Annotated in this window: 7 protein-coding genes; 6 read left to right on the top strand and 1 reads right to left on the bottom strand. The window is 56.9% G+C overall.

Going from position 1 to position 13,799, the window contains the following annotated elements; all coding sequences use genetic code 11:
- The first annotated feature begins 456 nt into the window (after window positions 1-456).
- The 4 genes from J3T93_RS08315 (at window position 457) to J3T93_RS08330 (ending at window position 7,291) form a co-directional block, all read left to right on the top strand.
- Window positions 457-5,760: an acyl-CoA dehydratase activase-related protein gene (locus J3T93_RS08315; protein ID WP_267431291.1), complete on the top strand. Its 5,304-nt coding sequence runs from the start codon at window positions 457-459 to the stop codon at window positions 5,758-5,760.
- Window positions 5,761-5,893: 133 nt separating this feature from the next.
- Window positions 5,894-6,178, top strand: a complete 285-nt coding sequence (locus tag J3T93_RS08320; RefSeq protein WP_267431292.1) for a hypothetical protein — start codon at window positions 5,894-5,896, stop codon at window positions 6,176-6,178.
- Window positions 6,171-6,548 (top strand): DapH/DapD/GlmU-related protein, encoded by a 378-nt coding sequence (locus J3T93_RS08325; RefSeq protein ID WP_267431293.1) that lies wholly within the window; start codon window positions 6,171-6,173, stop codon window positions 6,546-6,548. The genes J3T93_RS08320 and J3T93_RS08325 overlap by 8 nt, the downstream gene beginning before the upstream one ends.
- Window positions 6,549-6,661: 113 nt before the next feature.
- Window positions 6,662-7,291: a TetR/AcrR family transcriptional regulator gene (locus J3T93_RS08330; protein ID WP_324123871.1), complete on the top strand. Its 630-nt coding sequence runs from the start codon at window positions 6,662-6,664 to the stop codon at window positions 7,289-7,291.
- Window positions 7,292-7,347: 56 nt separating this feature from the next.
- Here J3T93_RS08330 and J3T93_RS08335 read toward each other — a convergent pair whose 3' ends face one another.
- Complete coding sequence (locus J3T93_RS08335) at window positions 7,348-9,627, bottom strand: alpha-L-rhamnosidase C-terminal domain-containing protein (RefSeq protein ID WP_267431295.1); 2,280 nt, start codon at window positions 9,625-9,627, stop codon at window positions 7,348-7,350.
- A 247-nt stretch (window positions 9,628-9,874) separates the two neighbouring features.
- On the opposite strand from J3T93_RS08335, the gene J3T93_RS08340 reads away from it, so the two are divergent.
- Both J3T93_RS08340 and J3T93_RS08345 read left to right on the top strand, forming a co-directional pair.
- Entirely contained in the window at window positions 9,875-11,215 is a 1,341-nt protein-coding gene (locus J3T93_RS08340) for an MFS transporter (protein ID WP_267431296.1), read from the top strand.
- A 267-nt stretch (window positions 11,216-11,482) separates the two neighbouring features.
- Window positions 11,483-13,756, top strand: a complete 2,274-nt coding sequence (locus tag J3T93_RS08345) for a glycoside hydrolase family 3 N-terminal domain-containing protein (RefSeq protein ID WP_267431365.1) — start codon at window positions 11,483-11,485, stop codon at window positions 13,754-13,756.
- The last annotated feature ends 43 nt before the right edge of the window (window positions 13,757-13,799 follow it).

A 13,799-nucleotide genomic window follows, 5' to 3' on the forward strand; every position in this document is an offset into this window, starting at 1 on the left:
ACCATCGGTTTCGCCAGCCTGACCAACTCATCTGACATGCCTGTACAGGTGGTATTCGGGTTGGTCAGTGAAGGAAACGTTCTCTCAGGGTCTCTCAATACGGGGACAATTCCATATGCTCTGGAGGCTCTCTAGAGGCCCTCTGCCGGTTGCTCCTGAGCTGATTTCGCCGAGGGCACAGTGGCATTTCTTTCACTCGCTAGCAGGCTGGAACTGAGACGAAAGCATGGAAGGCGAGGGTTGCAACCAACGCTTTGATGTACCTGCCCTAGTCTGCGGCTTACCTGCAGCAGAGGCGGTTTCCTGGCGGCTGTGTCAAAGGAGACAGCACTGATTCCCTGATATCGCAGAAGTTATTTACGTTCTGGCGGTAGCATAAATAGAGTAAGCCGGATATGGTGCGGTTCCCGCTTCTTGAACCCATCATGCGGCGGTCTCACGGATTGAGGTTGTTTCATGTCTGATGGCGTCGACATAGCAGGTCGATATAAGGGCACAGGGCCGCGGGATCTCCTGCGTGTGGGCTTGGACATCGGCTCTACTACAGTCAAAGCCGTGGTTCTGGGCACAGGCGACGGGCTGGATCAGGCGCTTTTCAATGACTATCGCCGTCATCATGCCAATGTGCGGCAGTGCGTGGCAGAACTGGTCACCGACATCAAGCTTTCCCTGTCGCGGGTTGGTTTGGCCGGCAATCCCATCAGTCTGGTGATCACCGGCTCGGGCGGGTTGGAGCTGGCCAGCCAGCTTCAGGCTGAATTCGCCCAGGAGGTAATTGCCGAGACCGAGGCCATCAACGCCACCTATCCAGAAGGGGATGTGATCATCGAGCTGGGCGGCGAAGATGCCAAAATCACCTATCTAAAGCCTACTCCGGAACAACGAATGAACGGGTCCTGCGCAGGCGGGACCGGTGCTTTCATCGATCAGATGGCCACCCTGCTCAACACCGATGCTTCAGGGCTGAACGATATGGCCTCCAAATACAAGACTATTTATCCTATCGCCTCGCGCTGTGGGGTCTTCGCCAAGTCCGACCTCCAGCCCTTGATCAACGACGGAGCCGCTAAGGAGGATCTGGCTGCGTCCATTTTCAACGCCGTTGCCACACAGACCATTTCCGGTCTGGCCTGTGGACGTCCCATCCGCGGCAACGTAATCTTTTTGGGCGGGCCCCTCTTCTTTATGAGCGAGCTCAGGGAAGCCTTTAAGCGGATTCTCCAGGACAGGGTAAGCCGCTATATCATTCCCGAGAATGCACACCTCTATGTGGCCTATGGCGCTGCCATCATGGCCGGTCGCCACGACCAGGATGACCAGGACAGCGCGGCGCAGGTCAAGACTGACTACTCGCCTGAGTCCGACGTGAACGACCCCTTCGGCCCGGCTTGGGGACTGGACCAGGCGGAGGTCGACAGGGCACGGTCCGGAAAGGCTTCGAGCCTGGACAAGATGGCTCTGCAGGATGCCATGCAGGATGGCCGCACCACCACCGTGGTGGACGGTGAAAATAAGGTTCCGGCGACCGAAACCGCCAAGGATGCCAGCCAAAATCAAGACATGCACTTTGAACTGACCTCGCTGGATGGTGTCCTTTCGGCATTGAAGGGCTTGGAGAACATGCCCTCGACGGCCAGAACGATCCGGCCGCTCTTCCTGAATGAAGACGAGCGCATGGAGTTCAACGACCGGCATGGGTCCCAGGTCATCCCTACTGGAGATCTGTCTGGGGCCAAGGGGCCGCATTTCCTGGGCATCGACGCGGGCAGCACGACCATCAAGGCCGTGCTGATCAATGACGACAAGACTATCGTCTGGTCCACTTATGGGGTGCATAAGGACAGCCCGCTGATCGCTGCCGCCAACATCGTCAAGGAGGTCAGGAAGTCCCTGCCGGAGGGCGCTTACATCGCCCGCGCCTGCGCTACTGGCTATGGTGAGGGTCTGGTCAAGGCCGGTCTGCATGTTGACGAGGGTGTGGTCGAAACAATGGCCCACTACCGGGCAGCCGAGGAGATCAGCCCCGGCGTCACCTCGGTCATCGACATCGGCGGACAGGATATGAAGTACATTGCCGTCAACGATGGGGTCATTGATTCGATTTGCGTCAATGAGGCCTGCTCGGCAGGCTGCGGATCCTTCCTGCAGACCTTCGCCCAGTCCATGGGCATCAGCATCCAAGACTTCACCAAGCAGGCGCTGGCCTCCGAGGCCCCGACCGATCTGGGCTCCCGTTGCACGGTATTCATGAACTCCTCGGTCAAGCAGGCTCAGAAGGAGGGCGCATCCCCGGAGGATATCGCCGCCGGTCTTTGCTACTCGGTGGTCAGGAATGCCCTCTACAAGGTCATCAAGCTGCGTGACGCCAACGCTCTGGGGCCGGTGGTCGTTGTCCAGGGAGGGACCTTCCTCAATGATGCCGTTCTGCGGGCTTTCGAGCTCCTGACCGGTCGCAAGGTGACCAGGCCCAACATTGCTGGGCTCATGGGAGCCTATGGTGCTGCACTCACGGCCCGTATGCACTGCCCGCAGAATGAAGAGATCGAGGATCTGACTGTGGCCAGCTCTATCCTGGCAGGGGACGACTTGGATAACCTCTCCATGACCACCACCCACGATGTCTGCAAGCTCTGCCAGAACCACTGCAAGCTGACCATCACCGAATTCAAAGATGGCGGCCGCTATGTGACTGGGAACCGTTGCGAACGTGGCGGAGACAAGAACCGCAAGCGCTCCGACAGGCCTAACCTCTACGACTTCAAATACAAGCGGGCCTTCGCCTACCGCCGTCTGACCCCGGACAAGGCCACCAGGGGCGATATCGGCATTCCCCGTGTGCTCAACATGTACGAGGACTACCCCTTCTGGTTCACCCTGCTGACCTCATTGGGCTTCCGGGTCATGATCTCGGGGCGTTCCAACCATGAGCTCTTCGAGAGCGGGATGGAGTCCATCGCTTCCGAGAACATCTGCTACCCGGCCAAGCTGGTCCACGGGCATATCCACTCCCTGGTGGACAAGGGCATCAAGACCATCTTCTATCCCTGCGTCACCTACGAGCAGGAGCTGGTTCCCGATACGGACAACCATTACAACTGCCCCATCGTGGCCAACTACCCGGTGGTGATCGAGGCCAACATGGCCGAGCTCAAGGAGAACGGTGTCCGCTTCATGCGGCCCTATTTCAACCTGTCCAACAAGGAGAAGATGGTCGAGCGGATCGTCAAGGTCTTCGACTGGGCCAAGGTGAGCGAGGAGGAGGCCCGGACCGCCGTTCAGGAGGCTTACAGGGAGGATGCCCGGTTCAAGGAGGACATCCGCCAGGAGGGGCTTCGCGCTCTGGCTTACATGCAGGAGTACGGGGTCAAAGGCGTGGTGCTGTCCGGACGCCCCTATCATGTGGATCCCGAGGTCAACCACGGCATTCCCGAAACCATCTGCTCCTTGGGCATGGCCGTGCTCTCCGAGGACTCCATCTGCGAGCTGGACGTACATGACCTGCCTAAGCTGAGTGACTACATCATTCCAGCGGCAGGTGAACGGGCGCTGGCCTCCAACAACCCCACGGCCGCCAAGTTCCGCAAGACCGTACCAAGCTTCGGCGACGATCATCAGAAGATGCCCTTGAGGGTGACCGACCAGTGGGCCTACCATTCCAGGCTCTACTCGGCCGCCAAGTTCGTCTCCGAGTATCCCGACCTGCAGCTGGTCCAGCTGGTCAGCTTTGGATGCGGTGTGGATGCCATCACCACCGACCAGGTCCAGGAGATTCTAGCTGACAAGGGCGATGTCTACACGCAGTTAAAGATCGACGAGGTCTCCAACCTGGGTGCGGCCAAGATCCGTCTGCGCTCGCTGAAGGCCGCCATGGACGAACGTCACCAGCGGGGTCTGGCCCAGGAGAACAGCGAAGACCAGGAGGAAGCCCCCGTTATGGAGCAGGCGCATGTGAAGGCCGGGGTCAAGGAAGTTGATTCGTTGCCTGACCTTGTTCAGGCGGAGGATCCATCTGATTCCCATGATTCTCAGGAATCTCAAGAGTCTGCCAGCCATATTGCAGTAATGGATGCAGGTGCGTCTGACAAGCAGAAATCCGATGGGTTCCGGTCCACCAACGCACAGAAAATCAACCTGTCTCAGCGCAAGGCCGGCATTGTGGCTCTGGCCCGGTTCGTGGCCCTGCACGATAAGAGCGATCAGGGTCTGATAGGCCTTCATCCCATGGGCGTCAGGCACATCCGGGAGGACATGGCTTCGCAGCAGAAGAAGCAAGAAGCCGACAACCAAGGCAAGGATGTCCAGGCTACCGGAGCCGCCGCCAAACCGACCCTGTCCAAGTACGCCACAGAGCATCGCTTCACCAAGGAGATGGGGCACAAATTCACAGTGGTGGCACCGCAGATGTCCCCTGTGCACTTCTCTCTCCTGGAGGCAGTCTTCTCCAGCGCCGACTACCACTTCGAGCTTCTGAAGCATGCCACGGCCGAAGACATCAACACCGGTGTCAAATACGTCAACAACGATGCCTGCTTCCCGGCCATCATCGTGGTGGGGCAGCTGGTCAACGCCTTCCTTTCCGGCAGGTTCGACCCGCACAAGTGCGCGGTCATCGTCACACAGACCGGCGGCATGTGCAGGGCCACCAACTACTATGGCCTTCTGCGCAAGGCCCTGGCTGATGCGGGCTACGGCTATGTGCCGATTATCACGCTGAGCGTGCAGGGCTTCAAGGCCAATCCCGGCCTTCAGGTAACCCCGGCGTTGCTGCATCGTGCTGTCAAAGCCTTCTATCTGGGCGATGCCATGATCGAGTGCCTGCTCAGGGTCCGTCCCTACGAGCAGGAGCCAGGATCAGCCAACAGGCTCTACAAGCTTTGGGACACGATCTGCAAAGAGACCATCGAAAACCACGGGTATTCCAAGACTGCCAAGGAGGTCTACGGTCATGGATATCTGCCTTACCGCACGCTGATGAAGAGGATGATCCGGGCTTTCGACCAGCTGCCGCTGCGCGATATTCCCCGCAAGCCTCGTGTGGGGGTAGTAGGCGAAATCCTGGTCAAGTACCATCCGGATGCCAACAACCATGTGGTCGACCTGATTGAGAGCCAGGGCTGCGAGGCCGTGCTCCCCGGTGTCTGTGACTTCATGGTCAACGGCATTTCAAACGCCGAATGGAACGAGGAGATGCTGGGCACAGGCGGCCGGGTGGGTGTCAAGAAGATCGTCCTGAAGGCGGCGGATGCCTACCGCGCCCCCATGATCGCCGGGTTCAAGGCCTCCCATGGGAAGTTCGACATTCCCGCCCATATCAGTGATCTGAGGGAAAAGGCCGCATCAGTCACCTCCCTGGGCGTTCAGGCTGGAGAGGGTTGGCTCCTCACCGGAGAGATCATTGAACTGATCCAGTCCGGCGCCCCCAACATCGTCTGCGCGCAACCCTTCGCCTGCCTGCCCAACCACGTGACAGGACGTGGCATGTTCGGCAAGATCCGTAGGACCTACCCTGAGGCCAACATCGTCTCGATCGACTACGATCCCGGCGCATCGGAGGCCAACCAGCTCAACAGGATCAAGCTGATGATCGCCGCTGCCAAGAAGCCGGGCGACCAGGAAGACCTGAACCTGGATCAGGGGGATGCCGCAGAAGCAGAAGCATCGGATTCGACCGGTAAGGTTGTGCAGCAGGAAGATCTGGAGTCCAATGGTTCTGGCCTTGTGCAAGACGAGGGCCGGAAGAAGGTCCTAGAGAGCCTGTAATCAAGCCGGGGCCGACGAATGTAAATGGCATCCGCCGACCCTGGAACCGATCGCCTCCCATCCGGGAGTTGGTGAATTCGGCCCGCCCACATCTTGGGAAAGTCTGTCAGAACCAAGGAGAGAGAGGGAACCGATGACCAGCCGCGAGGAGATTGTGGCACTACTGGACACCGACCAGATCTACATTGCCGATACGCTTGAGATGAAGGAGATCCAGGACGCCCAGCAGGATAGGGTCTTTGACTTCAATGCCTGCCGCCCCTCCCAAAGGGAGGAGAAGAAGGCCCTCTGCAGGAAGCTTTCGGTCCCTTCGGCGAGGGAAGCTGGGTGGTGGGGCCGATCCGGGCTAACTGGGTCTGCAACACCTACTGGGGGGGGGCAGGTGCTATGCCAACTTCAACCTGGTTCTGGTGGATGACGGGCGTATCGATATCGGCGACCACACCATGTTCGGACCCAACGTCACCATCGTCACCACAGGCCACGCCATCCGCCCCGATGTGCGCGAGTGCAGTAAACCCCAGTTCACAGTTCCGGTCACCATCGGCAGGAACGTGTGGATCGGGGCCGGGGCCATCATCATGTCGGGCGTTACCATCGGAGACAATACGGTCATCGGGGCCGGGTCCCTGGTCAGCGAGGAAATCCCCTCAGATGTGGTCGCCTACGGCCACCCCTGGAAGGTCGTGCGGCCCATTGACGACCACGACTATGAGTACTTCTGGAAGGACCGCAGGTACTGGGCCCCCTATGACGTCCGCCCCTTCAGGATGGACCAGGAAGGCTGAGTGTCAGAGTCACCGGTTGATCGTATTATAGTCTTCGATAAAGTTCTGTTTCGTTGTTTACGGCAAGCAGGCGACGGGGCTGTAAACCATACTGAGCAAAGGGAGCAATATTGGTGAGTAAAGGGCGCAAGGTTCGCAGGCCGACGGCGGTTCGTAGGCAGGAGATCCTTGATGCCGCTACCAGGCTGATCAGTGAGCGCGGATACAACGGAATCACTCTGACCGATGTTGCCAGGGAAGTCGGGATTTCACAGCCGGGACTCATGCATTATATCGACAGCAAGGAAAACCTGATTTCCTTGGTTATTACCGATGTGTATGACAAGACTGGGACCCCTGAGGAATTTCTGAGTTCCGGTCTTCCAGGCAGTAATCCAGAGGGGCCACTATTCCCGTCGTATATGCGCTATCTCATCCAATGCAACTCGCGGCGCCCAACCATGGTGCAACTCTATAATGTTCTGGGCGCCGAAGCGGTGAACCCGGAACATCCCTTGCATGACATGTTTACCAACCGCCCGGCATCCATCTGGGAGCATTACTCCAAGATTCCTTGGAGTATACCGCCTGCAATCGGTCCTTGGGACAATATGCGTCCGTATGTTCGTCATTGCATGGAGCTCTTTGATGGTATCCAATTCCGTTGGCTTCGCAACCCTCCCATTGATATGTATGCCGAATGGCTGGATATGGAGGGGATGCTATTTCCTTCACCTCTGTGGGATGGATATGTATCGCGCTAAAAGGCCCGACAATAGTCGCTTATGCCTGCCGGGCCTTTGCCGAATTGGCGTGAGAGTCAGTTTTTCTGGATGATCAATTTCATTCCCTCAGGGCCGTTGGCTGTGACGGTTGGGCGGGCATCGAGACTCTCCCTGGACCAGGAGACTGATATTGGGCCACAGGGTGTGGTGACGATTCCTTTGGCATAGAACATCCCTGCTGGGTGGGGGTCTATGATGGCGGATCGGTAACCTGGTTCCGCTGGTTTGACACCCAATATGGCCGAGGGAAGTTCATAAAGCGCTACTGATCCCCAGGCATGGCAGTCGCTCCGTTGGCTAAGATCATCTTCAGCGCTGGTCGTCAGATGGTTGGCCAGCATTTTCTCCCATGGTCTCCACAGTGCGGTGGTTCTGTCGTATAGTCCGGTCATCTCCATGGCTCGGAACAGATAGTAAATCATCGCGATGGAACACTGGGCATAGTGCTGAGTGTCATCCAATGTTGTAGTTAGATTGCGGCGACCCTCTGCAAGGGAAACTGTGTGGGTCAGAACCGCAAAGACTTGGCAGTGCTGGCTGACATCAGTGCAATCCGGCCCATCAGTGTACATTCCCTGGGCATTGCGGCAATGGGTATTCACAGCTCGCTGCATCTGAGCTGCCTGCATCCAGTATTGCTCAGCCAGTACTGTTTCTCCCAGGTGATCGCAGATTTTTGCGGCATATTGGAATCCTAGAATGGCCAGCAGGCTTTCCATGGTGAGAGGACCTTGATTGATCGCTGGAGGAACACCGCGTGTTTGCTTCCATTCAGGTGTCCAGTCGATGAATGACCATCGAGGGTTTGGTGCGTTGATTCCACCAATGACATCAACAAGACCGTCGGTCCTGCGGTTGCTGCTGAAGAACTCCAATATCCGCTCAATCGTCGGCAGACTACGTCTGAGCAGGTCCTTGTCGTCGAAATACATCATGTGGTCAAAGAGTATGGCTATGAAGTAGATTGAGTACCCGGGGATGATGTTCAGAGTGTTACTGGGGGAGCAGGAGTTGAGCAGGCCATCTGGCTGCTGAGAATCGATAAAGGCCTCGATGGCCTGGCGGGCTAACCTATCGTCGGCGCTTACGGAATACGTGTACAGGATCTCGCTTCTGGTGTCCATCACATATTGCAACTGCTCATAGAAGGGGCAATCCTCGTAGGTTTCATGCATGCAACGACGTAGTGTGCGCAGCGACATGTCCTGAATGTCGGTTAGGAGACCACTGTCGATATCCACCGTAGTTGACACCGCGAGGGGGTATTCGAAGCGTCTGTATGTGCAGGAGAGCAGATCAAGAGGTTGATCGCCAGTGTTGATATGAAGCCGTACATATCGAAAAGTCCGAAACCAGAAAGGCTCGAAGACTTCGGGGATTTCTTCCGTACCGAAACCACCAGCTGTGTAGGTATCGGTGTATCCAGCCAGAATGCCGTGTTCAGCGTCGGTCCTGTCGCCTTTGATGGGTTGGTCCTCAAAGTTCTTCGGATTCTCTGGAGCGGACTTCACGTACCCCTCTGATTCCAATATTTCCAAATGTGCGCCTTTTCCTTGAGCCATAGTCAGCCGCAGGAACCCTGTCATTAGTTCTCCTGCGTTTAGGGTGAGTTCCTTGGAATCATGGGCAGGTATTGTCAGCGGGATGGCATCACTTTTCAGGAATTTGCATGCGGTGCTTTGCATGAATGGTATGCTTCTTGGCCGCAGGAATTCGGGCCGGAGAATATCGGACAAAGTGTCGACGGGGTACTCATATGAATCGTTCCATAGATCGGCACTGGAGTCTGGATTTACCGTCCAGTCGTCATCTGTGTCAAAGGGTGCGTAGGCTTCCATAAGTTGTAGAGGAGCGAAGAATGGGTTCTCGCTGACAATTCGTCGGTCGGGCTCAATGATTGACTTCCATGTTGAATCGGTATTCAGACCGGGTGAACTCATCCAGAATCCTGGAGTCGGTGTGGAGACAATACTATAGCTACCTGGCTGGTCGGTAGGGTAGTGAAGGACGACTGCGGTAATGATGTTGTACCCCTGGTGCAGATAACCAGCTAGGTCAATTTCGTCATAAGAGCGAACCCTCCGGCAGGTTTTGGCTGGTCCGGTCTGGACTACTTCACCGTTTACCATCAGTTTGTACCGTGCGTCCGCGCACACCTTGACCGGGAAGGATTCTGGTACCTTGGAGAGATTGATCTTCGTCCGGAAATCAGCGAAAACGGCGCGATGCTTTGCTTGGGCGAGTTCTGCCTGTCCGTCTGCTGTACTTGGCCATATCCAATGGGCCCTACCTGGTTGCTGCGCTAGACCGTTCATATGCAGTCGCTCCTTTGCTTGAATGACGGTTGTTGTAATGATTTATCTTAGTATAACTAGATAATGTGACTAAACTTGGACATGGGAATAAATAGGCTGAACTGCACAGTTTTCTCTCGACAGCTACTGCTAGGTTGACAAAGATATATGTCACATATATGCTTTTCTATCTTAGATGACAAAGATAATCTGTCGTCTAAGAAAATGCGATTAATCAATGGGGATAACCTGTAGAAAGAAGCAAGACATGTCAGGTACTACTCAAGTTGCCAAAGACATCCCTCCCGAAATACGGTTGGAAAAATACCAGGCTTCGATGGAGAAGGCTGAAAAGGATCCAAGTCTATCGCCGGAAAACGGACTGCCATTTTCTAAGGCAACTATCATCCGGTATGGAATCGCCTTCCTGGGTTTTGGTATCTTCTGGATGGTTGGAATCAATGCTGTTTCCGCCTTCATTATTCCGCTTCGCTTGAAAACCATGGTTCATAATCCGGAGAGTGTCATAGCTATAAATGGTGTGGTGTCCTCAGTGTTCTCACTCTTATCCAACCTAATTTTTGGGAATTTTTCCGACAGGACCCGGTCTCGTTTTGGAAGGAGGACACCGTGGATCGTAGTCGGTGCCATTGTTGGCGGCATATTCATGTTCCTGACCGGCATTGCTCCTAACGCCTTCTGCATCGTTATCTTCTTCGGGTTGGCCATGGCCGGTCTGAACATGATGATTGCACCGGTCGTCGCTCTGCTCTCGGACAGGGTACCTTCAGGCATTCGTGCAACGATGAGTGCTTTTTATGGTGCTGGTTCCACCGTTGGGGCTCCTCTGGGCACCTTCTTGGCGACACAGCTGATGGATAACCGGAACATGTCTGCAGTTTGCGCCGGCGTATTCATGCTGGTCAGTGGCATCTTCGTTGTTCTCCTCATTCCTAGAGAGCAGTCGGCCGACTTCCTTCCGAGGGATAGTGGAACGCTGAAGGATATCGCCATGTCCTTCAAACCCCCGGTTTTCCGCACCAATCACGATTTTTACAAGGCATTCTGTGGCCGCTTGTGCATGCTCATGGGGTATCAGATGATTTCCGCGTATCAGCTCTATATCGTTACCGATCACATTGGTCAGGACACAAAGACAGCTGCCAAGACCATCGCAGTAATGTCAGTTATTTCCATGGTTGTTTCGCTGCTTGGTCCTGTTGTTTCCGGGCCATTGTCGGATATTCTGAATCGTCGTAAGATACCGGTCTTCATCGCCTCGGTACTCTTCGCAATTGGTATTGCCATGCCGTGGATTATGCCGACGACTATGGGTATGTATCTTTATGCTGGTTTAGCGGGATTGGGATACGGCGTATACTCCTCTGTGGATCAGGCGCTGAACGTTGATGTGCTTTCCAATAAGGAGGAGGCTGGCAAGGATCTTGGTATCCTCAATTTGGCCACTACTCTCGGCCAGATGATTGGACCTGTGGTCACATCAACCATTGTCAATGTGACCGGTGGATATCCTGTCGCCTTCGCCACCTCCATCTGCTTGGCGATACTCGGTTCTGTTTTCATCCTGTCTATTCGTGGAGTTCGGTGACGTCCGATGAGGGCGCATCAAGGTGATTACTCCTGACCGGTAGCATGGAATGCGCTGCTGAATCTCTGATTCTTTGACAATCCGGTGATGCATTCCATGATGGTAATGTGTTGGACAACGACTGTAGCTATTTTTAACCGCATCTGGTGGGTCGAAGTTGGATGAGGCAGGGGAATTCCCATATTATTTCGCGAAGAATCAAAAACTCCAATATTGCTGATTAAGAAAAGAGAACCTGTTTTGGGTGAGGAAGCGAACAGGCAGGATATGCCTTACAGGAATGCCGCACTGGGGGTGGATGAACGGGTGAACGACCTTTTGGGCCGGATGACCCGTGAGGAGAAGGTCGGCCAGATGATGCAGCTGGATGCTCGTCTGGATGTGGATCAGGAAGTGATCGATCAGCACGCCGGTTCACTCCTGCATGTCTCTCCGGAGAACGTGATCAGGGCCAACCAGGCCACTGGCCGCACCAGGCTGGGCATTCCCCTGCTGATTGGCGACGACTGCATCCACGGCCACTCCTTCTTCCATGGAGCAACCATCTTTCCCGAGCAGCTAGGCATGGCGGCCTCCTTTGACCCTGAACTGGTCCAGCGGATGGGGCGGGCCACAGCCCAGGAGGTCGCTACAACTGGCGTCCACTGGACCTTCTCTCCGGTGCTTTGCATTGCCAGGGACACCCGTTGGGGACGGGTGGACGAGACCTTCGGCGAGGATCCCTTCTTGATCGGCGAAATGGCGTCGGCCATGGTGCGCGGCTACCAGGGCGGATCAGCCATGACCGGAACCCTGCCCAAGGATGCTGTGCTGGCCACGGCCAAGCACTTTGCCGGCTACTCCGAGACCCAGGGCGGGCGCGACGCCTCCGAGGCCGACCTCTCGCACCGCAAGCTGCTCTCCTGGTTCCTGCCGCCCTTCGAGCGCCTGGCCAAGGAGGGTGTGGCCACCTTCATGTTGGGCTACGAGTCCATCGACGGGGTACCGGTCACCATCAACAACTGGCTGCTCAACGACGTTCTTCGAGGGGAGTGGGGCTACCAGGGCACCCTGATCACCGACTGGGACAACGTGGGCCGCATGGTCTGGGAGCAGAAGGTGCAGCCCGACTACGCCAGGGCCGCCGCGGCCGCAGTCAAGGCAGGCAACGACCTGATCATGACCACGCCAGGCTTCTACCAGGGAGCCTTGGATGCGCTGGATGTCGGGCTGTTGCGCGAGGAGGACCTTGACCGGGCGGTCAAGCACATCCTGGCCCTGAAATTCCGCATGGGGCTCTTCGAGGATCCGCGTCTGCCCGACCCCGAGGCCCAGAAGGCGGTCATCAACTCACCGGAGCACCAGGAGCTCAACCTCCAGGTGGCCCAGGAGTCGGCAGTTCTTTTGAAGAACGACGGCATCCTGCCCCTGTTCGGTGGGGTGGGTGCCGATGGCCGCCCTGGCGATGATTCAGCGCATAGCATCGCCTTGGTGGGTCCGTTGATCGACGACGCCCAGAACCAGCTTGGGGACTGGGCCGGCGGCTCGGGTCAGTGCGATTGGATCAAGGACCAGCCTCGGGAGATGATCGCGACCGTGGCCGACGGTCTGCGCAAGGAGCTGCCTGAAAACTGGCAGCTCAACTGTGAGCAGGGCGTTGACGTGCTCCGTCTGGTAGACGACCCGGCGGGCGAGCTTTTCCCCGACGGCCAGCCCAGGCCCAAGGTGGCTGCTCCGGCCAGGATCGATCAGGGCCGCTTCGACAGGGCCATTGAACTGGCTGGGCAAAGCGACTTGGTGGTGGCTGTGGTCGGCGACGTGGTCCAGCTGGTGGGCGAGGGCCGTTCGACTGCCACCCTGGAGCTCTACGGTCCTCAGCGCGATCTGCTTGATGCCCTGGCGCAGACGGGCAAGCCCATGGTCATCGTGCTCATGTCTTCCAAGCCGCTGATCCTGCCCCCGTCTGCACAGTCGGCCAGAGCTCTGATCTGGCAGCCCGACCCGGGAATGCAGGGCGGTCGTGCTCTGGCCAGGATTCTCACCGGCAAGGTTGAGCCCACAGGCAGACTGCCCATCACCTTTCCCAGACATGCCGGTCAGCTGCCGGTCTACTACAACCAGATCCGCGGCCAGCATGGTGACCGCTACGCCGACCTGACCCAGGAACCGGCCTTCGCCTTCGGCCAGGGGATGGGCTACACCACCTTCGCCTACGGAAAGCCCCAGGTTGATGGACCCGATGCCGTCGGCCCCAAGGACACGGTCAGGGTGACTGTAGACCTGACCAACACCGGTCAGCGATCAGGCACCGAGGTGGTCCAGGTCTACATCAGCGACCTGGTGACCTCCGTCAGCTGGGCTGACCGCGAGCTCAAAGCCTTCCAAAGGATTCAACTGGATCCAGGGCAGACCAAGAAGGTAGTCTTCGACCTTCCGGTGTCCGAGTGGACCCTGGTCGATGCTGACTGCAACCGCAGGGTGGAGCCCGGTCAGTTCCAGGTGTTGGTAGGATCGTCCTCGCGTAGGGAAGACCTGCAGGCCGTGACGGTGACAGTGGGCTGACTGACCGCCATCCGGTAGCGGAACTCCTCGCGTGTTGATTGCC

The organism is Bifidobacterium sp. B4111 (assembly GCF_026537235.1).
Classification (GTDB): domain Bacteria; phylum Actinomycetota; class Actinomycetes; order Actinomycetales; family Bifidobacteriaceae; genus Bombiscardovia.